The sequence below is a fragment of the Agarivorans litoreus genome, assembly GCF_019649015.1.
GTDB classification, from domain to species: domain Bacteria; phylum Pseudomonadota; class Gammaproteobacteria; order Enterobacterales; family Celerinatantimonadaceae; genus Agarivorans; species Agarivorans litoreus.
Map to the genome: position 1 here is coordinate 467910 of NZ_BLPI01000001.1, position 21888 is coordinate 489797.

Below are 21888 nucleotides of genomic sequence, written 5' to 3' on the forward strand. Positions count from 1 at the left end.
CTTAAGCGCACACTGTTTTTTCAAACTGTTTAATGGCGTTAATTGTTTGCTCTACAACATGATCTAACTGCGGCACAGTATTAGCCAATGCTTCTGCATCCGATGCTTTACCAGCTATTTCTATCGCAAGTGCGAGTTGCCTCAAACGCTCTCCACCAAACGTGGCTACATTACCTTTTAAGGTATGCGCAGCTAATGCTACGTCGTCAAACAGCTGTTCTTCAAAGGCTTGTTTAATGGTTACCCTCTGCTGCTCAGTTTCTTGATACAACAAAGAAAGCATCAACGGCAGTGCCTCTGTTCCGGCATCTTTTACCAACTGCTCGAGCACTTTTTTATCAACCAACACACTTAAGTCTTGTTCTAGCACCGCTGCTGTTTTTGTCTCTGAAACAACATGCAAGTTCGCCTTAGGTTTGTCAGCATGAGCACTAACTGTTGTTTGCTCTGGTATCGTTGATATAAGTGGCTCACTGAGCTGCGAGCGAATTGGTGCTTCGCTACACCACTGAACCAGTTTAGCCCTTAACAAGGGGATGTCGATAGGCTTAGTGATAAAATCGTTCATACCTGCAGAAAAACAGGCTTGTTTATCTTCGGCAAAGGCATTGGCTGTCATCGCCAAAATCGGGGTTTGTTGGTTGGGCCCACTGGCTGCTCGAATCGCTCGGGTTGCAGCTAAGCCATCCATTACGGGCATTGCCATATCCATAAGAATCACGTCGTATTCATTGTGCTCGCAAAGCTCAACAGCTATTTGACCATTTTCAGCGCAACTTAACTCTTTAACAAAATCTTTAAGCACTTGGGTCACCACCGCACGATTCATTGCGCTGTCTTCCACCAACAAAACTCGGGCATCGCTTGCTGCAGATTGTTCAGGCTCTTTTGGCTCTGGATTTTCGTCTAACTGGATAACAGGAGCATGACGCCCCCTAAAAGGCAGGTTCACAGTAAATGTGGTGCCGCGCCCTACTTCACTTTCTACGCTCACCTCTCCGCCCATCTTCTCAACTAATTGGCGGGTGATTGCTAAGCCTAATCCAGTACCGGAGTAACGCTTAGTAGCGCCGCTATCTACTTGGTAAAACTCTTCAAACAAACGCTCTTTGTCTTCTTTACTAATGCCAATACCAGTATCACTAACTGTAAGCTCTATACCATAAGGTTGGATGACTTTTAAGCCTAGGGTTACACCGCCTTTAGAGGTAAATTTAACCGCGTTTCCCATTAGGTTAAATACAATTTGCCTAAAGCGCAGTGGCTCACCAAAGTACTCAGGCATGATCTCTGGGTCTACAATTAATTCAAACTTTAAGGCTTTTTGCTGTGCGGAGGTACTAAACAACTTAACGATACTTTCTAAGGTATCGGTGGCCGAGAACCACTCGTTATTAAATTCCAGCTGTCCAGCCTCAATTTTAGAAAAATCTAATACGTTGTTTACCAAGGCCATTAACGTATGACCGGCCTCATTACCGGTATCTACAAAGCTTTGTTGTTCTAAACTCAAATCGGTTTCTTTGAGTATTTGATACATATTAATAATAGCATTTAGCGGGGTGCGGATCTCGTGACTCATACTGGCTAAAAAACGGCTTTTAGCTAAGCTTGCGGCTTCGGCATCATGCTTGGCTCGCTCTAGCGATTGCTCTGTCGCTTTTTGTTCGCTCAAATCAGTGAAGTGGGCCACATAGTGGCTGATCTCATTTTCTGAGTTTTTTACCGACGAAATACTTAACCACTCGGGTAAGCGCTCGCCATTTTTGCGGTGATTAACAATCTCGCCCGACCACACACCATCTTGTTTTAAGTGTTGCCACATATTGTCGAAAAACGCTTTATCGTGCTCTCCTGAGCTTAATATTGAAGGCGTTTGGCCTATTGCTTCCTCAGCGCTATAACCAGTAATACGAGTAAACGCCTGATTAACCCTTACAATCTCTGCGTGTTGGTTAGTAATAAAAATAGCTTCGTTAGCATCAAAGGCTTCGGCGGCTAATTGTAGCTCTTGCTCGGTACGTTTCTTATCAGAAATATCACGCATAAACGCGGTAAATACAGTGTCATCCCCCACTTCTACCGAGGTAATGGTCAGCTCCGATAAAAACTCATGACCTTGTTTATGCAAGGCAGGTAATTCTAAACGCTGGCCTAGTACTGGCGCTTCTCCAGTTTTCCGAAAATGCTTTAAACCTTGACGATGCGCCTCACGAAATGCTTCGGGAACCACAAAACTCGCCAAATCTTTTCCAACAATTTCTTCACGCGTATAGCCAAACATTTTTTCAGCGCTTTGGCTGAACTCTAGTACATGACCATGCCGGTCAGTAGTTATAACGGCATCCATTGCAGAAGCGATAGTGGCCTTTAAAATGGATTGGTTTTGTTTAAGTTCTAAGGCTAACCTTTCTTGTTTTTCTATACTTTGCTTAAACTCTTTGTGAGATTTCTCTAGGGCAGCAGACATAGTGTTAAACGCGTTAGACACCTCAGATATTTCGTCTTTGCCTTTAACTTGAAGCTGAATGCCCGGCCCTACTTGGGTTATGGTTTTGGCCGCATCTCTTAAATCCCCCAATTGCCGCGTGAGGTATGAACCAAGCAAAAACGAAAATAAGGCCACTAAGCTTATTTCTAATAAGGCGATGCTTACCCCAAAAGAGCTCGCTTCAGAAATAAGCCCATGTAAGCCATGGTCATAAATACCAATTTCTATGTTTCCGTATATTCGCCCACCGATCTCAACGACATTTTCGGTAACAAATACGCTGTGTTCATGGTCTCCTAAGTCGGGGTTATCTCTAGGGTTAGATAAGGGGTCTACACCTGCCTTTGATAACAAACGATCGTTTTGGTCTTTGATGATGACGTAGGCAATGTCTTTTTGTGCGGAGAATTCGCTGGTAAGGCTATCGAGGGTGGCTAAATCGGTGGTGATAATGGCGTTTTTAGTGGTAGAGGCAAACAGAGAGGACATCATTCTGCTGTGCTGCTCTACTTGCAATTCGTTAGAGTCATACAACCAGCCAATGCTGCTATACACCAACACGCCTAACAGTACGGCCTCAATTAAAGCGACGCCCAGAACTGTTTTTGCCTTAAAGCTAAATGTCATCGCGTCGTTTCATCCTTGTTGCTAAGGTCTATTAGTAGTGAGTATCGCCTATCCCAAGCTCTCTCACATCATCCCACTCGGCATCATTTGCGGCAACAAAACCTTTCATATTTAAGGCTTTAAGTAAGCTTTGTTGCGCTTCATCTTGCCCCATACTAAGAAACGCTTGCTGCACAGCGGCTAACACTGGCGCTTCCACATTAGGGTGTGCCGCGATGGCATGAGGGGTAAAGCCTGGCGACTCCCACAGTATGCGTAATTGGTCCTTAACCGTGCTGCTTTGAAAAGTGCGCGGAATACCACCACCAGCAGGGTATAAACCCGCAGCCACAGCCCGATAAACCGAGTCATGCGACCCAACATAAAACGGATTAAAATCAATTTCTTGTTGAGTTAAGTAACCTCTAAGAACCACACTAGCGGCAAACGCATTGGGTGCAGGAAAAGCCATTGATTGAGCATCCAAGTCTCGCACATTATTGATAGTAGTATCAGATTCTTTACTTACCACAATAATACCACTAAGTTTTTTATCTTTTGATTTTGCGAAAGCTTGGTAACCAGGTTGCTCTGAATACACCTGATAATGGTAAGGGTTCATATAGGCAAAATCGTATTGCCCTTGGGCTAAACGCTTTTCAAATTCGGCAATACTGGGTGCAGTTTTAAACTCTAAGAGATAACCACTATGTTGGCTAACGGCCTCCAAAAGCGGACTCCATTGCAGAGCCAAACGGGTAGCAGATTGCTGCGGCACAATGCCAAAGGTATAAGTTTTTGCCTCAGCCTTTGACATAAGAGCGGCAAAAATCACCAGCAATAAACACACTAACAACACCGTAACTTTAATTTGCATACGGCGTTTGGCTTTATATTGCTTGTTTTTTAGCTCAAACAATTCTTGTTGCTGTTTACTCAATGGAACGCGACTTCCTTTCGCCGTTTGTATTATGAAAAACATATCATATCCTTATTGAAAGTAGTTGAGAGTTAACGAGAATTCTGTGCAGATACCCCTTGAAACGAGGAAACATGTCGGTAATTCGTGAAGTTTCTCTCAATAACTCATTTTTTAAACTTGGATTAAAGCGATCGTTCATCACAACCCCAAGTAGGCGAATATCTTCATGGCTAAGATCGTTAATGGCCGTTTCAAAAGCAGGCCGAGAAGTAACACCAGCCATCATGGTGATAATACTGGCGTCACACGCCGATAAAGCACGAGCGGCATGAAGGTTGCCGCTATTAGTTTGGTTAATCGCCGAGGTGTCGAACAACACCAGCTGATAGCTTTGCTTCCATTGCTCTACCCATTGCTCAATAGCACCTGGTTCTCTTAGCTGCACCAAGCTCACTTTGTCCATTGGCACTGGCAAGTAATCAACGCCAGACTGTTGGTCTTTAATCACCCCAAGCACTTTGCCGCGATCCCAGCCTAAATCGAACACTGGCACATCAAAATGGCGGGGGTGATGCAGGTTAAAATCCACCACTAGTACGCTTCGACCAGCCCCAGCGGCGCGGCGTGCAATGGCATCAACCAAGGTAGACACGCCCTCTTCTGGCTGGCTGGCACTTACACCAATGCAAGAATGCTGTTTCACCGGTAAGCGTTGATACACTCGCTCTAGTTCTTGATAAGTTGACGGTAAGCTAATCATATAAAACTCCAGTAATCGGCTAATTCAGTGATGCAAAGGCTTATAGAAAACCTAACAGCGCGCTAATAGTGACAATGCGGAACACATCTTCCATGCCTTGACGAGCCTTATGCCAGCCGCTTTCTTCACGTGATGGAATGTACACGGTGTCGCCAGCACGAATCACAGGCAACATGCCAAAATCACCGGTTTTAGAGAACTCAAGTAAGTTGAAGGTACGCGCTTGGTCTTTACAGCAAGACAGGTTTACCACGGTGATTTTCTCGGGGAAGCCATCGCTATCAACCCCACCGGCTTCGGCTAACAAGTCTAATAGCGTCATGTCATCGTTAAAGCGGTAACGACCAGGTTTGTTCACCGAGCCAAGTACACGCACGGTGCGCTCTTTTTTCTCCGACAACCAGTTACGGTCTTTTTCAGGAATGTAGATAGAATCACCAGGTACCACGTTTGGCAGTAAGGACTCATCACCGGTTTCAAAGTACATCGCTAAATCTAATTTAGACACGCGAGAGTGTTTGCCATTGCGATGACTAATTCGCACATTGCTAATGTCGGCTTGCTCCGCTGGGCCATCGGCCGCAGCCAAAATGTCTAGGAAGTGCATGCTAGGGTCAAAACGGTAGCGACCAGGTGCAACGACTTGACCAAATACGTAGATAGAATCTTCAGAGCGCTGACGCACCCACTGCGATTTGTTGTCGCTTGGGTCATCTGGCAATTGCGGCACCATAATAGTAGTTCCCGCTACTATGCGTGGCATGCTGTTATTGCTAATTTCACCGTTTAGGTAGGCGTTAAGGTCAAAGTTAACCGAACGAGTATTGCCATTTGAATCGCTAAACAATACGGTAATTTTAGCCATATCGGCATTCGGTTTCGGGCCACCTGCATGTGCCAACAAATCCATAAGGTTCATCTCGTTGGCCCATTCAAAACGACCAGGACGATTAACTTCACCCATCACCTTCACTGCGCGATTAGGCGATACTTTAGTCCACGACTTTTCATTTAAATCGGTTTTCTCTGGGATAAAAATCGCATCGCCAGCGGCTATTTCGGGTAACTGAGAAATTCGTCCTTCGGTAAACGATTGCAAGTCAAAACGCTCTACCGAACCATTACTACGAATCACACGAATTTGGCGAGTTTCAGCAAAACGGGTTGGGCCACCAGAGTTAGCTAGCACATCTAAAAAGCCAGCAGATTTATTACCTTCGTAAGCACCGGGCTTAAATACTTCACCCATTACATACACGGTGTTTGCGCCCGCTTTAATCTCTTCTTCTTGCTTAGGTACAAAAATAGTGGTGCCAGCGCTTAAACGGGGCATCATCTGGCTATCGCCGGTATCTAAATAGCGTTTTAAATTAAATAGTTGCGGGTCACCGTTGATGATAACGCGGATCTGTTCAACACTGGCGTAGCGAGTCACACCACCTGCTCGCATTAGCATATCAACTAACGAGGCTGACTCTTTAAAGGAAAAGCTACCTGGGTTATATACTTCACCAAATACTTTTACTGCAGTGCGATCTTCAGCGGCGTCGCCTTTATCGTTTAAGGCTTTTGGGTCAAAATCTACTGCTACATTGCCAATTTTAGGTGAGGCAGGAACAAACAGTACATCTAAAGATTCTAGCTCTGGCAGTACACTTAAATTGCCAGAATCTAAGTAGTGTTTATAGTTAAATACTTGTGTTTCATCTAAGCTTTCGCGGCGCAGTTGCATGCGGTCTAATTGCGCACCAGAACGTAAGCCACCTGCGGCTTGAATCGCCATCTGCACACCAGCACCTTGTGCCAACACTACTTCACCAGGTTGGCCAACAAAGCCCAGCACACTAATGCGAATACGGCGCTCTTCTAACAATACTTTTAGGCCAGCAAGATCACGGTAAGCTTTCGACAATTCGCGCTTAATCTTTTCTTGCATTTGCGCTTCGGTAAAGCCCGACACCATAATTGGGCCAACTTCTGGCAAAATTAAACGGCCATTGCGCCCTACTTCAAAATTCTTATCAAGCGAGGCTTCGCCGGGGAGAATTATTCTTACTACATCTCCCGCTTGCACTTGCGGCTTAGTGGTTTGCGCTTGGGCACTAAACACAAAACTCATAACCAAACCAAACAACATCCATGCTGCCACTATGTACTTACACAATTTAAAGAATTTCATGACAAGCTCCTTATTTAACACGCAAAGCGTGCTGAGCGAGGATGTTGCTGTCAGCATCAATAACACTGATAGTAACGCGGCGGTTAGAATGGCGAACAGCATCGCTGTTACCTTCTAAATAGGGTTGTGAGTCTGCTACGGCAGCCACTTCGATTAGCTGCTGGTTCATGCCTAGTTCGGTCATAAACTCGGCTACGGCCTGTGCGCGGGCTAAAGATAAACGCTGCTTGTAATTGTCATCGCCCTTGCTATCACTATGCCCAGTGATAATTAGCGACACCTTACTGGCTGCGATAATTGGCGTTAGATTACGAAGCTGGTCTTGGTAAGCAGGCGTAAGCTCGCTAGAGTCAAAAGCAAATTGATTATTGCTGTTTAATGCATCGCTAATGCTTACCATTAATTGGGAAGACTGAATATGTCCTAAACGGTCGGTTTGGCAAGCGCCACTCTCGGTTACGCGGTCCAAACGTTTTTCCAACATATTTAAAAAGTGCTGTTGAATTTCAAGGTCATTAGCGGCATCGAAAGTTAGCCCGCCTTCTAGTTCGCGCAAAATGCGCTGCTGCTGCATACGTGCTTGTGTAACCGATGCAGGGAAACATAGCTCTGCCCCTTCAAGCACCAATAAATCTAACTGGTGTTTTACTAATACCGCCTCAAATTGCAGGCCATGTTCTGGGCCGAGCTCGCGAAGATCGGTGGTACCAGTGTCACCGTCCATCCAAGCCAATATAGCGTGTTGATGCTCGGCAAAACCACCGCGTCCTTGTTCTGGCCAGGCGGTACAAGCTGTGGTCATGGTTAACAATACGGGGATGATAATGCTACGCATAATAGGCTCCTGGGGCTCAGCTTAAGCGGCGATTGAAGGTAAAGTTTCAGCGCTATCCGCTTGGCTAGCTAAGGTGTCAATCATGGTAATGATGTGATCTACACGAAGCATAACCAGCAAATCTCGAGGCTGTTGTTGAGCACCAAGTAACACCAGTTGACCGCCTGCCGCATTAATGCGTTTAAACATAAATACCAAGGCGCCAATGCCAGAGGCATCTAAAAATTCTACTTGGCTCATATTCACAATTACCAATTTGCTAGCTGCGTCGGCGCAAATACCTTCGAAGGCTGCTTTATGCTCGGCGCAAGACTCGGCATCAAATGCGCCAACAATAGAAGCGGTAAGGTTTCCTTGGTTTGAAGTAGTTAGTTGCATTTTCATAATTCGCTCCACAATTCTTAATTTCAAGACTGATAAAGCGAGTTTTATGCCAAACTAAAAATACTCAATAAATACAAAAAGATAGATATAAAAATGAGTGGTAGGGCGGGTTTTAAAATTAACAAATATTCTGATTTCGCAAATTGCAATTTGCAGGTAACTGCCAGCCTAATAGTTAAACGCCCAAGCACTTGGCTTGGGCGTTTAATGGCATAAACAAGCTAGAGTTTAAATTGGCTAATCATAGTGCCTAACTCATGGTTAATTGCTGCAATGTTCTGAGTTTCACTACGCTGGCTTTGCCCTTCACTATTTAGCTTTTCAACCATGTCGTGAATTTGATGCATGCTCCGGTTTATTTCTTGAATCACAATGTTCTGCTCGCTGGCAGAGGTAGAAACCTGGCTATTTAGCTCATTAATTTGATGAATAAAATCACCCAATTTTTGCAAGCTGGTTGAGGTTTTATCCGCCTCTTCTACGGTATCTGAACAAGTATGTTCGGTGCTGCCTATCGACGATACCACCAAGCTGGCTTCTTGCTTAAGTTTGGCTAAGGCCTGCTCTATTTCGCTGGTGCTACTTTGAGTACGGCTTGCTAAGGCTCTCACCTCATCGGCCACTACCGCAAAGCCGCGACCTTGATCACCTGCCCTTGCCGCTTCAATAGAAGCATTTAGTGCAAGCAAGTTGGTTTGCTCAGCAATGCTACCAATCACCTCGACAATGTTTTGAATACTCGAAGTTTCGTTATTCATGTTCTCTACATTGCTAGAGGTTTCATGAATTTCACTGGCTAAGGCTTCAATTTTTTGTTGGGTAGATTTAATAGTTTTTACCGAGTCTTCGCCACTTTGGTTTGCCTCGGTGGTGTATTTAGCCGCGGCTGAGGTATTGCCAGCCACTAACTCTGCGGTATTCGACAACTCTTCAATGGCAGCAACAATTTGCGTAGTCTCGTTGGTATGCTGTTGCAAAATGTCACTGCTACTTTTGCTGTGCAGATCTAAGGTATCTATGCCAGAAGATAGCTTAGAACGGGCAGCGTTTATTTCTAACAACATGGTTTGCAGTTGAGCAATAAAGCCGTTGATACCCTTGGCAATAATGCCAATGTCATCATCAGTTTTAACTTCTAAACGCTGAGTTAAATCGCCACTACCTTGGCCGAGCTCGGTTACTAAGTTGCGCAACTTAATAATCGGTTGATAGAGCTGGTTTAACACAAACAGTAAAATTATCACCGACACCAGTGTTGCGGCTGCAATAATGCTGGCCATTTTGTAGCTTGTGGCTTTAAGTGGCGCAAAAGCCGTTGCCTCGTCGACTGTAATCATTACGTACCATTCATCATCACCCAGCAGCTTCACTTGCTGGCTAACAAACAAGGTAGTTTGTCCATTAACGTCAGCGGTTTGTATTGCTTGCTCTTTGCCTATAAGACTTTGGTAAACGCCGGCAAACACTTCAACATCGGCAATGTTGTCTTTCTGCTTTACTTGCTCGTTAGTTGAGGCCAACACTAAGCCACTTTTATCTAACACTAAACCCGTTGCCCCAGCTATTTCGCCTAACGAGCTCAACTGTTCTTGTAAGTGATCAAAACGTAAATCGGCCATAATGATGCCATCTTTAATCGGATGCATTACCCCCATCATTGGCACACCATCACTACGAGTAAAAAACACATCGCTTAACGACAAGCCACTATTACGTTTAGCGGCTTGATACCAAGGGCGTTTACGTGGGTCGTATTTGTCTAAGCGACCAACACCATTAGGAAACGACTCAGAAGCCCTAGAAACAAACGACGATCCATCATCAAAACCAATAATCACTTTATACACCCCACCTAAACGGGCGGTGTATTCGGTCATGGCTACATGGTTATCGCCAATGTCCTTTTCTTGGTAGAGCTTTGCCAACTGAGTTACTGCGTCGCTTGTACGCTGAAAAGAGGTTTCAATATCTTGAGTCTTTTGATCAATCGTATGATGAATATTACGAAGTAAACTATCGGTTATTTGATCTTTGATTAGCGTATAAGAGAGGTAACTTGTTACAAGTAGAGATAAAACAAGCATAGATGCCATTGCCGACAACAAGCTTGATTTAAAGCCAAAGCGATTCATCCTTTTCACCTTTTGTAATATTTTATAACTTAATGTATTACAAATAAGTAAAGATTAATGTTAGGTACTTCAACAAAATTAAACTTTGTTTAGCGACTAACAAACGGCTTCAAAAACACACGCGCATGCCACTCAATTGCACTAAGTTAACTGAATAATATAAGCGCAAAACACTGCTTAAGTAGCACTAACTAGTTGAGGGCCAAAAGGCACACAAACACGAAAAATTAGGAAAGGAACGCCCAGCCGATAAAGTAAGCGTAAAAATTGTTCCAATAGCCTACAGCGCCTTTATCTAAGCGCACTATTAAGGTCTGTTGCTCTTTGGTGTTGAAATTTTGTTCGAGATAAGCGGGCTTTAATCGCCGCGAGCACTTAGAAGCCTAGTGGGCTAAGTAAGAAGCGCTTAACAAAGAGTAAAGTTCGCTTATCCGACCCCTTCGGGCAACATTTCTTAGCCATTTATTCAGCGTTAGCGAGTGATTATTAAGCCCACTTAACTGCTCACTCACTGCCTTGCCTAAATGGCTAATAAATTGCTGCAAAAACCATCAGCAAAGATCAACAGACCCTAGCTATAGCTATGAAGATTTTTTCACAAACTGAGCGGTTACCATCATGTCGCCAGCGCCATCTACTTTGCAATCTAACTGGTGATCATTACCATTGGCTATGCGTTTAATCACCGCTTTAGTGCCAATTTTTAGCACCAAAGAACTGCCTTTTACTTTAAGATCTTTAGCCAAAGTAACTTTATCCCCTTCGGCCAACAAAGTGCCATTGGCATCTTTAACAACCACCTTCTCTGCTTCTGCAACCTCATCGGGGTTCCATTCAAAGGCACATTCAGGGCAAACCAGCTGAGTTTGATCTTGATAAACATAATCAGATTGGCAATTGGGGCACGGAGGAAATAACATCTCTTACAACTTTTTATATTTAACTTACTGGGCATAATACTTATGGCGCGCGCCAAGATCGAGCAAGTGCTAGCAACTTTTCTGGCACTTTATTGTTCAGCAACACCAAAATACTGATGACTTTGCTAAATACATTGCCATTTAGGCAAACTGCTATACCCTAGAGAAAACATCTCGTTTTGTCATTTATCACCGATACCTGGCTTAGCGCTCATTTATTTGTTGAGACAGCCTAATGACAAAATTACGCCTATCCTACCAAACGGTTGAGTTTGGAAAAACCGATATACACCTGTGCACCTTACGCAACAATCAAGAATTTCATGACCCCGCAGGCATAGCCGAGAAACTCGGCATAAGCTCAGCCTCTTGGCCAATATTTGGTGTAGTTTGGCCATCCAGCTTTGTGCTCGCCCACTACATGGCCGACTATGACACAGGCACCAAGAGAATATTAGAAGTAGGCTGCGGTATCGGGCTCAGCAGTTTATTGTTAAACAAACAACTTGCTGATATAACCGCTACCGATTACCACCCCGAAGTTGAAACCTTTCTCAATAGAAACACCAAGCTGAATGGCGACAAAAGCATTAACTATGAAAGAGTTAGTTGGGCAGATGAAAACGACACCCTTGGGCTGTTCGATGTGATAATTGGTAGCGACCTACTCTACGAAAACGAACACATAGAGCTACTTGCCAACTTCATCAACGACCACTCAAAACCTTCTAGCGAAGTGATAATCGTAGATCCGGGGCGTGGTAGAAAAAGCAAACTAAGTACAAAAATGGTCGAATTTGGATTCACGTCAAGCCATGCCAAACCCGTTCATACCGACTACATTGATGAAGTGTTTAAAGGGTATATTTTAACTTTTAAACGAGCGCAATAAACAAACACGTGGTGTTGTTTACGAGCGACTGCAGTGTGATTTGCTGACAGTTGTTCGCTCCCTCAACGAAGGGTTGTCGTCACCCTATTTTGGGTATCTTTGCTAAACTGAGCAAATTGCTCATCACTTAAAATATCATTCCGTCTGAGTTCTATAATTTTAAACATTACATTACTTCGTTTTGGATCATTAAACATTTTGGCAATTAGTAAATCTTCATCTTGTATCAAACTGAACAGTTTCAAATACGCGTGATGCTGTGAACCTGCTCTTGATTTTGACAATGCATCAACTTTTAAAAATACGGCCTCACAGACCTTATCCACAAGCTCTGGTTGTAGTTTTCTAAAAAGTTTCCAATCACTTTCTGGTACTGAATTCATCGAAACTCTCCATTAATGTGAACACCACGTTAAGTGGTTAACCCCAGATTAGACCACCAAAAACACTAAAGCCTAGTATAACCTTAGCTCGGGATAATAAATAATTACTCACTGTTCACTTGCCTTATAACCACAATGGTTAATGACAATAAACCAGATAAAAGATCGGCATGATTAATACAACTTACTTTTTATTGCCCTTTTCCCGCTAATACTACCCACACCGTTTTAAGCAGTACGCTTGTGTCTTGGTAGAGCCAAGAACTGCATTGACTAAGGCTTAATGCGTAGCAATGATCATAAACGAGCTTTTGTTTTACATCTTCGATTGAACAATCGTAGGCCAAGCTTACCTGCGCTAAACCGGTAATGCCGGGTTTTACGCCCACTGTGCGTTCACTATAAAAAGGGATGGAGTTTTCTAGCGTTTGATAGAAAACTGGGCGCTCTGGTCGTGGCCCAACCAAAGACATTTCGCCTTTAAGTACATTGATGAGTTGGGGTAATTCATCAATTCGGGTTTTACGTAAAAACCGCCCCACTCGAGTAATGCGTTTGTCTTGCTTTGCCGCCCAAACAGCACCAATGCCAGATTCGGCATCGACCCGCATACTTCTAAACTTAAAAATGTCGAACAGCTGCACTACATTGTCAGACATTAAGCCTACTCGAGTTTGCTGGTAGAAAACCGGCCCTTTACTATCCAGCTTTATGGCTAGTGCCACCAAAGGAAATAAGGGACTAAATACCAGCAGCAATATCGTTGCCCCCAGCACATCAAATAGTCTTTTACCCACGGCAACTAAGGGGCTTACAAAGCCACTTAAGTAGCGACGCTGTAGCTTTTTAAGAAGGTAATCTACACAGCCCATCATGCTAGAAAAGTGCCCTTCTACTAAATAATTTAGGCTGCCTATTGCGTTTGGTAGTTTTGCATTAGGCATAAAGCGCGGCAACATCGCTAAGCTGTAAGCCAAAACCTGCAAAGCAAATAACACCGCAAATATTGTAGATTGCGCAGCTAACACCATGGCCCCAAAAAAGCTGGTGAGCATAAATACAGGGATGGTTACTCGTAGGGCTTTGCCAGAGAAGAAAGTAAAGGCCACACCCTTGAAACGCGGTAGCAACATATGACGAAGACGAATGAGTTGCTGTAAGTTGCCCGCGCCAATGCGCTTTCTGCGGCTACGGTCTTGGCTGTCGGCGGCGTGTTCGAGCTCTAATGCGCGAATGTTGGGTTCGTAAACAGCCTTGTAGCCTTGGGCGACTATGTCCATGGGGATAACAAAGTCATCGTTAATGGTGTCGTCTGGCATTACTCTAAATAGAGACTTTTTAATCAAATAAAATGCGCCATGTGCGCCCAATGGTGCACCCATGTTTGCCTCACAACGTTTTACTTCGCGTTGGTAATTCCAATAAGCCTGCTCTCCCACCGAACCAGGGCTTAGTAGATGATAGTAACCACACACTACGCCAACTTGTGGTTGGCCAAAATGCTGAGCTGCAATTAACATTGCGTCTACCGAAATAAGCGCTGATACGTCAGACAACGCCACAATATCGGCCTTGCTTTGCGAGATGTGTTGGTTAAGCACTGCCACTTTGCCTTGGTTTTGCAGCTGTTCGCATATCTCTATGGAAAAGCTGCAAAACGTTAAGTCTTCTAAACACGCTCTTGCCACGCTGGCGGTATCGTCGCTGCAGCCATCGCATATCACTTTAATACTTAAGCGGTCTTCAGGGTAATCTAAAGTAGCGAGGTTAATCAGCTTTGCCGCAATGTAATCTTGCTCGTTATAAGCAGGTATAAGTAACTCTATGCTGGGCAATTGCTGGTCTTGCTCGCGTTGGTGATATTTGCGCGCAACGCTTTGAATTTCATCCTCGGCATTTTGCGGTTTGTCTTTGCTCAAAAGCTTTAACAACAAAGGATATAAAGCGTGATGATAAACCACCAAGAACATTGCGATTAAGGTTACATAAATTAATGCGTTCATGATTATCCCCTTATAAGAAACGGTGGCGTAAGGCCGCGTAATTACGTGCGGTAGTGCGCAAATCGCCCGACTGCTTAACAAATTGGCGTGGATTTCCGCTACTTGGTTTTTCGAGCCTTTTCTCTAGAGCTTGCGCCATTGCAAACGCAGAACCAGGCTCTACCACAGTGCCAGTGCGTGGGCACAAGGCTTCGGTAGAGGCACCTACATTAGTCACTACTGCTGGTACTTCACAGGCTTGCGCTTCTAAAATAACCAGCGACAAACCTTCAAAGTAAGACGGTAAACAAAACAAATCTAAACTTTGGTAAAAGCGTGGCATGCAATCTAGTGCGCCTAAAAAATGTACCCGATGGCTAAGGTGCAAACTCTCTACTAATTGCTCTAAACCTTGGCGTTGGCTGCCGTCTCCGGCAAAGGCCAAATGCACATCGGCAGGTAAAAATGGCAGCGCCTCAATTAATACGGCTTGGCCTTTCTCTACTTCTAAACGCCCTGCACATCCAATTATTTGGCAGTTATTAGGTAAACCTAAGGCCTCGCGAGCGATGAGTTTATTGCCGGGGGTAAAACTGTGGGTGTCGATACCGTTTTTAATCACTTGTACGTTTTCATCAGTTACACCTAAGGCAGTTTTTAGTTCACCAGCTACCAAATTGGCATCGGCCACTAGCATAGGTTTAACCCATTTAAGAATTGCACCTTGCAAAATGCGACGGCGCTGCTGGCGCAAATGCCAGGCGTCGTGCTCGGTATGAATAACCACCTTAACTCTGGCTAAACGGGCAGCAATGCCGCCATAGATGAGCGGCCCAATGTGATGAGTATGCACCACTGGCACCGCCCAACGGCGAAACAAGTTGGTAAGTTTCCACAGGGTTTTCCAACTAAAACCGGCAGGCTTATTCAAAAACATGAGGCGGTCGGCAAAAGGAATCAAACGAGGCCATGCGGCTAAGGCTTCTTCTTTAGTACCTTCTAAAGAAATGATAATGCCTTGCTCATGCGCTTCTTCCATACGTTGCAGGTCAAGCGCCATAGTTTCGATGCCGCCAGGTTGTAAGTGTTGTACTACTTGGATCCAAATACTCATTGGGTCATCCTCTTTAATGCGATTCTTTAAGCGGCGGAATGCGGCTTAATACCGATACGCCTGCGATATCTTCAATTTCTTTAATGGTGCGTAAGCTTGAGTCTGTAAGCTCGGCAATCACCGCTAAGCTAATTCCTAGGGCTATGCCTCCCACCAAACCAGCAACAACAAACATCCATAAAGGCAAGGTTGAAGGGCCACTGGGTGTGTAAGGGCGGTCGATTATTTTGATCCGATCAGACTGTTCAAATACGCCAAGCGCACCGGTTACTTGCGCCATCTCATAGCGAGTGAGTAAATTTTCATAAAGGCTACGCTTAACCCGCAGGTTACGATTTAGAATGCGTAACTGCTTCTCTTGCTCACCCACCGATCCCACTTGGCGCTGTAAAGAAGACGCCAAACTGCGTAATTGCGAGACTTCTTCGGCCAGTGCATCGACTCGTTGGCGGGCAATCATTAAGGCTTCAACCTGCACAATCAGCATTTCGCCATTAGATTCGGTAATAGAAATTTGCTGCTGCAATAAAGCCGAACTGTCGTGGTTACTTACTGCCGATTCGGGCTGCGCTAATACTTGAGCTCGTTCTTCTTCTAAATGGCGCAATACCCGTTTAACCGCGAGAACTTTTGAGTGACCTTCGGTGTAGCGTGACATCAAGGTGGCCAACTCGGCGCGGTTAAGCACTATTTGTTCTTCTAAACGGGTTAATACTGGGTTGGTGCGCGACAGTTGTTGGTCGATGCTACCTAAACTTTGCTTAGCTCCCGCTAGCTCCGCTTCTCGTTCAATAAGGCGTTGGCGAACTTGAGATAAACGCTCAATGTTTGCCGAATGCTGCTCTGGTAATGCATCGGCATGTTGGGTGCGGTAAATTGCCAGTGCTTCTTCGGCTTCTTCTAACTCCATACTGCTTAGGCTTAAGTGCTCTCGCAAAAAGCGCTCAGACTCTTTAATTGATGAACGCTCCGGCGCTAGCAATTGCTCTACAAAGTGCTTAGAAACGGTTTCTAATAACTGGCTCATGCCCTGAGGATTAGGCGATTTATAGTCGATGCGAATGAGATCTTTACCAACCTGACGAACACTTAACGAAGCCGATAATCGATTAATTACTTGTTCTTTTTTACTGGCGCTGTCGGTTTCAAACATCAAACCTTGTTCAATTGCCACTTCGCTTAAAACGTGGCGGCTGTGCAGTAGCGTGGTTAGAGCTTCCATGCGCCCTTCCACGTTGGCCGATACGGCTAAGTCTTCTAGAAATGGGTTTAAGCTGGCGGTTTCTTGCACCAACATACTGGTATGCGAGGCATACTGTTTGTCGGTAAACATTGATACGAGTGCTCCCGCCACTGGCATCAGAAGTATTGGCAAGACAATTAAATAACGTCTGCGCCATAGCGCATCAACGATTAAATAAACTCTTGGTAATAATTCGCCCATTACATTCTCCACTTGATTCAAGTGTTGAATAGCGAATTTCATACCAAGATTATTTTAGATTATAAATCAGATATTTAGTGGCATTAAAAAGCAAATACTTAGGCCCAATTGCATTTTGCAAGGCTAGTAATCATAACAATCGCCATTGAAAGATTGAGGGTTTACATAAGGTTCAAGCACAATTGTTCAAACACGGCTTTAAAAATACTGGCGACATGGATTATTGAAGGTATTTATCAAAAATCCTATCGTAGGTGCCGTCGCTTTTCATTTCTGAAAGAGCTTTGTCATATTCACTTATAACTATGGAGAAGTCACGTTTATTTGTGAACGCCAAGTAACTAGGAATAGCTTCTATCGGAGGTGATAACTGCTTTATTTGATGTGCGGCCCCTAATGTTTTTGCAGTACTAAAGACTACATGCCGATAGGAAGGTATCAAATCCACGCGGCCAGCCAGTAGTTTTCTAACATTACTTTTAGAGTTTTGAGCTTCATCAACTGCCTAGAATAAGCCCTGTTCTAGAGCTGCATCAACCTTTGGGCCATAACTGGTAACATTAATAATACCAATTGATTTATCTGCCAATTGTTGAAAGTCACCATCAAAGACAATGGCCGAATCAATGGGAACAAAAAAAGCTTGTACTTGAGTAATAAGAGCCTCACTGGTGTAACTCAAAAATGTTTGCCGTTCAGCTGTCATATATACTGAAAATATTCCATCTACAGTTCCTTCTTCAACCGACCTTAAGCACCTTGCCCATGGCATTAGCTTGATTTCAACGGTGTAGCCTGCTCTGATAAATACTTGGTTTATAACATCAACTAAAATACCGGTTTGCTCACCATTTTCTATATATGAGGTAGGGATACTGCCAGCAGCAGCTGCAAGAACAATTTTTTCAGCATAAACCTTGCCAGATTGTATGAGTAAAATTGAAAATACTAAGAGTAGAACTTTAAGCATTTAATGCGCCTTTAGCCATCAACAAATGTCGTTCTGATATAAAGAACTTAAGACATATCGGTTATTTTACCAGCGTATCGCCATTATGGTGTGAACTAACGTGCGTTAACTGCCCAAGTGGTTTCTAGATGTTGATCGGGATGTCGTGGCACCAAAAACGAAAAGGCCAATGAAGCCACTGCAATGCCCGCCCCGATCCAAAATACTAAGGATGAAGAATACAGCCAAACGAATCCCAACAGCGCGGGCAATACCACCGCGGCAATATGGTTAATGGTAAAGCTAACCCCCGCCGAGCTGGCGATGTCGGCAGGATCGGCAATTTTTTGGAAGTAACTTTTTATCGCTATCGCCATCGCAAAAAACAGATGATCGATAATATATAAACCTGCAGCCCACTCTGCGGTGTCCACCATGGCATATCCAGCAAATACAAAAATTAGCCCTGAGTACTCAATAATTAACGCTCTACGTTCACCGATACGCCCAATCAACTGGCCAATTTTCCCGGCAAACAGAATGTTTAGCACTTGGTTAGCAAGATAAAGTAAGGCGATGTCTGACACTGAATAGTCGAACTTCTCTACCATTAAAAAACCGGCAAACACCACGAAGATTTGCCTACGCGCACCACTTAAAAATACCAAGGTGTAAAATAGCCAATAACGCTGGCGCAGTATTAGCCGTTTGTGTTGTTCGTGTTCTGCGGTGTAATGTGGAAACCTTAAGGCAATAAACAACACCGCTATTATGGTTGCTCCACCAAACATGGCGTAAAGCGATACATATTCAAACTCGGTGTACTCAAGTAGCGCCCATAAAGAGCTATAGGCTAACACCGCTGCAGCGCCTTTCACCGCTAGGGCTTTACCCATAAAGGCTGGCGTTTCATCTTTTGGGATCCACTGTAAGGTGAGTGACTGGTTAACTGTTTCAAAGTAATGAAAACCCACCGACATAAGTACCGTAGTAAAGTACAACCCGTAAATACTGGGAAAAAATCCGGTAAGAGTAATACCAATGGCTAATACCAATAAACTTAACAAGGCAAAGGTTTGCTCTTTGAGCGCTAACAGTACAAAAATTGCAGTAAAGGCTAAAAAGCCAGGGATCTCGCGCAAGCTTTGCAATATACCAATTTCGCGACCGGTAAATTGCGCGACTTCAATGGCAAAATTGTTGAGTAAAACCATCCATATAGAAAAACTAAAGGGCATTAAAAATGCCATCATTAACAGAAGTTGTTTCTTAGAACGCTGCATCATAATCCTTGATGAAAGTAACCGAGCTTTAGCTCAGTTCAGAAAAAGCTAGGCGAATACCAAAGGCAGCAAATAAGCCGCCTAAACCACGATTTAACCAACACTTAATTTTGTCACTTGCCTGTACGCGATGAGAAATAGAAGCACTTAACCAAGCTAAAATATGGCCCCAAATCATAGCGTTAAGATTAAACACCAAACCTAACACCACAAATGCCAAAGCTTTGTTTGGCTCGGCTGCGTCGATAAACTGGGGAACAAATGCTAAGAAAAACAACGCCACTTTAGGGTTTAAGCTATTAGTAAGAAAGCCCTGGCTAAATATTTTGGAATAGCGGGCTCCAGCGCCCTTATTGTTGCTTAAGTGCAAGCTAGCATCGGGGGTAGTTTTTGTAAGGGCCATCGAAAAGCCCATATACAACAAATAAATACAGCCAATAACTTTTATCACGGTAAAAGCCGCAGCCGAACTTGCCAAAATAGCAGAAAGACCAAACGCCGCCGCAGCTATATGTACAAAGGTACCCGCTCCAATGCCTAACGCGGCCACCGAGCCAGCTTTAAAACCTTGGCTAGCACTGCGCGCCATTACATATAAAGAGTCTGGTCCTGGGATCAAATTGAGCAAAATACCCGAAATCACAAATAGCCAAAACTCATTAATGCCCAACATTGCACCTACTCCATTAGTGTTTTTCACCGCTCAAGATAGACCCTCAAGACTAGCATGGGCTTAACCTTTTAACCTAAGAGGAAATGGCTATTTTGCACTTAAATAAGTAAACAATAGCTGTTTTCCTAGCTCACCTCACTGTGATTTTTAAGCCCTAAAGATATTTTAACGCCAGCGTTTTAAAACACTCTTTGCGCTGGCATAAAGCACTTTTACTAAAGCTTTAGAAGCAATAAGGCGACGATTTTACAACCTTTGAGCTAGTGCTTGCGTTCATTACAACATGCAAAGATAGCGGTGGATTGTGCTTCTGCTTGTTCTAACTATTCGAGACAAGGCCATTGTTTTGCGTTAATTCTCCACCTAAACCGATGTTGATATCAGCGTAAGTCTCTGGGTTTTCGACAAATCCTATCTTGAACTGCTGGCTTGTTAGCCTCAAGGTAGATTCTAACGCCACTTTGGTTTGTAGCAGGTTAAGCTTTAAGATTAAACGACTAACACACAGATCCCTAAAGGAAAAACAGCCACAACAAAAACGACTAGCGCAATGGTTTGACGATGAGAAAAACTGTGAGCATTAAACTCCTACTAAGCCGTATACAACTGAACGCAGTTTCGCCCCTGTTCCTTAGCCATATACAAGGCTTTGTCTGCTTGTTGCAGCAAGGTCTTTAATGACTTCACATCGCTGCTACTTGCCACTCCAAAGCTAGCGGTGCAAGTGAAATTGGATTCACCCACGATAGGAATAATGTGTTTAGACACCCGCTCGCGCATTCGCTCAGCTACTTGTTGCGCTTGCTCTAAGTTGGTTTTAGGCATGGCGATAACAAACTCCTCGCCACCAATACGGGCAAACAAATCTTGCTCGCGACAAATCGCATTAATTTCTTTGCTTATTTCAACTAAACACAAATCACCAACCACATGACCATAACGATCGTTAATGCTTTTAAAGTAATCAAAATCGAGCAAGACCAAGCTCATTGTTTGGTACAACTTGTTCGCATGCTTGAGCATTTCCTTACCTTCAGCGAAAAAGCAATGGCGATTGGCCAAACCGGTTAGCGAATCCGTCGACGCTTGTAAGGTAAGTTGTTTTTCATTGGCTTCAATTTGTCGCGCAAAAATGGTCAGCACAAAAACCACTTCAATCATATTCACCAACACCACCGACTGATAAAGCAAGTGATTGGTGGCAGCATCTAGCTCTATGAGCGGATTTAAATTAAGGGTGTTTTCGCAATAAAGGAACAAACCTACTGAGGCAGCGCTTAATGCCAGCATCTCTCGTCGCTGATGAAGCTCAAACAGCAAAAATGCGCCAGTAGGCACCAAAAAATAGTACAAGTGAAAACCACTTTGATTGGTCACATACACATTGGTACAAACCAATAAATGCACCATTAACACCGAGAAAAACCAGGTTTTAGCTCCAGATACATGGCCCCGGTGCATAAATGCTAAGGTGGCAAAGTAAGCCACCGTAAAGCCAAGATTAATTGAAGCAACACCGCTATTATCAAGCAATAGCCAATAGTTAAGTGAGTATAAACCAGATATAACGGTGGTTATTAAGGCGATGATATTGGTTAGCTTTATGCGGCTAACGGCAGCAAAAGAGCGCCCTTCGGCGCCTAAGTTTATAAGTTTTTTAATGTGCATATTGTTATCTGAGACTTCCCTTTCAAAGTACAGACTAACATACAAACTTGTAACATTTTATTTCAAATTCGCACTTTCTAACATTAAGCTTTAGTTGCAAACGTCGGCAATAATAGAGATAAAAGTCAGTAAAATTCATTATTTTTTAATTAACAGCAAGTTAAAGCAAAAGCGAATGCATTTGCAGCATTAAGTAACAAAAATGCTAACGGCTAGGGCTGCTTCTAAGCACTTAAAACCTAACTATGCCAATAATCCAACTATTGGGCTT

The 21888-nt window shown here is 43.9% G+C and carries 17 protein-coding genes; 1 reads left to right on the forward strand and 16 read right to left on the reverse strand.

The genetic code is table 11. The features are described 5' to 3' along the window. Window position 1: 1 nt before the first annotated feature. From K5L93_RS02110 to K5L93_RS02145, 8 genes are all read right to left on the reverse strand, one after another. On the reverse strand, window positions 2-3118 hold the full coding sequence (locus tag K5L93_RS02110; protein WP_220718274.1) for a PAS domain S-box protein: 3117 nt from the start codon (window positions 3116-3118) through the stop codon (window positions 2-4). Between the two features lie 31 nt (window positions 3119-3149). Further along, window positions 3150-4079: a phosphate/phosphite/phosphonate ABC transporter substrate-binding protein gene (locus K5L93_RS02115; protein ID WP_246614963.1), complete on the reverse strand. Its 930-nt coding sequence runs from the start codon at window positions 4077-4079 to the stop codon at window positions 3150-3152. A gap of 1 nt (window position 4080) precedes the next feature. Next, complete coding sequence (locus K5L93_RS02120; RefSeq protein WP_220718275.1) at window positions 4081-4779, reverse strand: P-loop NTPase family protein; 699 nt, start codon at window positions 4777-4779, stop codon at window positions 4081-4083. Between the two features lie 40 nt (window positions 4780-4819). Continuing rightward, on the reverse strand, window positions 4820-6958 hold the full coding sequence (locus K5L93_RS02125) for an SLBB domain-containing protein (RefSeq protein WP_220718276.1): 2139 nt from the start codon (window positions 6956-6958) through the stop codon (window positions 4820-4822). A 10-nt stretch (window positions 6959-6968) separates the two neighbouring features. Next, a complete protein-coding gene (locus tag K5L93_RS02130; RefSeq protein WP_220718277.1) occupies window positions 6969-7793 on the reverse strand; it encodes an OmpA family protein in 825 nt (274 codons plus the stop codon). Between the two features lie 21 nt (window positions 7794-7814). Then, entirely contained in the window at window positions 7815-8177 is a 363-nt protein-coding gene (locus K5L93_RS02135) for an STAS domain-containing protein (RefSeq protein ID WP_220718278.1), read from the reverse strand. A 221-nt stretch (window positions 8178-8398) separates the two neighbouring features. Next, entirely contained in the window at window positions 8399-10309 is a 1911-nt protein-coding gene (locus K5L93_RS02140; RefSeq protein ID WP_220718279.1) for a methyl-accepting chemotaxis protein, read from the reverse strand. 581 nt (window positions 10310-10890) lie between these two features. Next, window positions 10891-11229, reverse strand: a complete 339-nt coding sequence (locus K5L93_RS02145; RefSeq protein WP_220718280.1) for a zinc ribbon domain-containing protein YjdM — start codon at window positions 11227-11229, stop codon at window positions 10891-10893. A gap of 235 nt (window positions 11230-11464) precedes the next feature. Between K5L93_RS02145 and K5L93_RS02150 the strand changes: the two genes are divergently transcribed. Then, complete coding sequence (locus K5L93_RS02150) at window positions 11465-12121, forward strand: class I SAM-dependent methyltransferase (protein ID WP_220718281.1); 657 nt, start codon at window positions 11465-11467, stop codon at window positions 12119-12121. A 62-nt stretch (window positions 12122-12183) separates the two neighbouring features. On the opposite strand, the gene K5L93_RS02155 is transcribed toward K5L93_RS02150, so the two are convergent. The 8 genes from K5L93_RS02155 to K5L93_RS02195 form a co-directional block, all read right to left on the reverse strand. Next, window positions 12184-12504, reverse strand: coding sequence for a hypothetical protein (locus K5L93_RS02155; protein ID WP_220718282.1), 321 nt, complete (start codon window positions 12502-12504; stop codon window positions 12184-12186). A gap of 191 nt (window positions 12505-12695) precedes the next feature. Then, window positions 12696-14507 carry a sugar transferase gene (locus tag K5L93_RS02160; protein ID WP_220718283.1) on the reverse strand — a complete coding sequence of 604 codons (1812 nt, stop codon included), beginning with the start codon at window positions 14505-14507 and terminating at the stop codon, window positions 12696-12698. A 10-nt stretch (window positions 14508-14517) separates the two neighbouring features. Beyond that, a complete protein-coding gene (locus K5L93_RS02165) occupies window positions 14518-15600 on the reverse strand; it encodes a glycosyltransferase (RefSeq protein ID WP_220718284.1) in 1083 nt (360 codons plus the stop codon). A 13-nt stretch (window positions 15601-15613) separates the two neighbouring features. Next, entirely contained in the window at window positions 15614-17044 is a 1431-nt protein-coding gene (locus tag K5L93_RS02170; protein ID WP_152782250.1) for a Wzz/FepE/Etk N-terminal domain-containing protein, read from the reverse strand. A 505-nt stretch (window positions 17045-17549) separates the two neighbouring features. Then, window positions 17550-18014, reverse strand: coding sequence for a substrate-binding periplasmic protein (locus tag K5L93_RS20270; protein WP_220718285.1), 465 nt, complete (start codon window positions 18012-18014; stop codon window positions 17550-17552). A 95-nt stretch (window positions 18015-18109) separates the two neighbouring features. Further along, window positions 18110-19276: an MFS transporter gene (locus K5L93_RS02185; RefSeq protein ID WP_220718286.1), complete on the reverse strand. Its 1167-nt coding sequence runs from the start codon at window positions 19274-19276 to the stop codon at window positions 18110-18112. A gap of 28 nt (window positions 19277-19304) precedes the next feature. Next, window positions 19305-19949 carry a LysE family translocator gene (locus tag K5L93_RS02190; RefSeq protein WP_220718287.1) on the reverse strand — a complete coding sequence of 215 codons (645 nt, stop codon included), beginning with the start codon at window positions 19947-19949 and terminating at the stop codon, window positions 19305-19307. 591 nt (window positions 19950-20540) lie between these two features. After that, a complete protein-coding gene (locus K5L93_RS02195) occupies window positions 20541-21617 on the reverse strand; it encodes a GGDEF domain-containing protein (RefSeq protein ID WP_220718288.1) in 1077 nt (358 codons plus the stop codon). Between the last annotated feature and the right edge of the window lie 271 nt (window positions 21618-21888).

Bases quoted from the DNA above. Each gene is read 5' to 3' on its own strand.
- K5L93_RS02185 (WP_220718286.1), bottom strand. From the start codon at position 19,276: ATGCAGCGTTCTAAGAAACAACTTCTGTTAATGATGGCATTTTTAATG.
- K5L93_RS02125 (WP_220718276.1), bottom strand. From the start codon at position 6,958: ATGAAATTCTTTAAATTGTGTAAGTACATAGTGGCAGCATGGATGTTG.
- K5L93_RS02195 (WP_220718288.1), bottom strand. From the start codon at position 21,617: ATGCACATTAAAAAACTTATAAACTTAGGCGCCGAAGGGCGCTCTTTT.
- K5L93_RS02120 (WP_220718275.1), bottom strand. From the start codon at position 4,779: ATGATTAGCTTACCGTCAACTTATCAAGAACTAGAGCGAGTGTATCAA.
- K5L93_RS20270 (WP_220718285.1), bottom strand. From the start codon at position 18,014: ATGCTTAAAGTTCTACTCTTAGTATTTTCAATTTTACTCATACAATCT.
- K5L93_RS02115 (WP_246614963.1), bottom strand. From the start codon at position 4,079: ATGTTTTTCATAATACAAACGGCGAAAGGAAGTCGCGTTCCATTGAGT.
- K5L93_RS02110 (WP_220718274.1), bottom strand. From the start codon at position 3,118: ATGACATTTAGCTTTAAGGCAAAAACAGTTCTGGGCGTCGCTTTAATT.
- K5L93_RS02140 (WP_220718279.1), bottom strand. From the start codon at position 10,309: ATGAATCGCTTTGGCTTTAAATCAAGCTTGTTGTCGGCAATGGCATCT.
- K5L93_RS02160 (WP_220718283.1), bottom strand. From the start codon at position 14,507: ATGAACGCATTAATTTATGTAACCTTAATCGCAATGTTCTTGGTGGTT.
- K5L93_RS02165 (WP_220718284.1), bottom strand. From the start codon at position 15,600: ATGAGTATTTGGATCCAAGTAGTACAACACTTACAACCTGGCGGCATC.
- K5L93_RS02145 (WP_220718280.1), bottom strand. From the start codon at position 11,229: ATGTTATTTCCTCCGTGCCCCAATTGCCAATCTGATTATGTTTATCAA.
- K5L93_RS02130 (WP_220718277.1), bottom strand. From the start codon at position 7,793: ATGCGTAGCATTATCATCCCCGTATTGTTAACCATGACCACAGCTTGT.
- K5L93_RS02150 (WP_220718281.1), top strand. From the start codon at position 11,465: ATGACAAAATTACGCCTATCCTACCAAACGGTTGAGTTTGGAAAAACC.
- K5L93_RS02170 (WP_152782250.1), bottom strand. From the start codon at position 17,044: ATGGGCGAATTATTACCAAGAGTTTATTTAATCGTTGATGCGCTATGG.
- K5L93_RS02135 (WP_220718278.1), bottom strand. From the start codon at position 8,177: ATGAAAATGCAACTAACTACTTCAAACCAAGGAAACCTTACCGCTTCT.
- K5L93_RS02190 (WP_220718287.1), bottom strand. From the start codon at position 19,949: ATGTTGGGCATTAATGAGTTTTGGCTATTTGTGATTTCGGGTATTTTG.
- K5L93_RS02155 (WP_220718282.1), bottom strand. From the start codon at position 12,504: ATGAATTCAGTACCAGAAAGTGATTGGAAACTTTTTAGAAAACTACAA.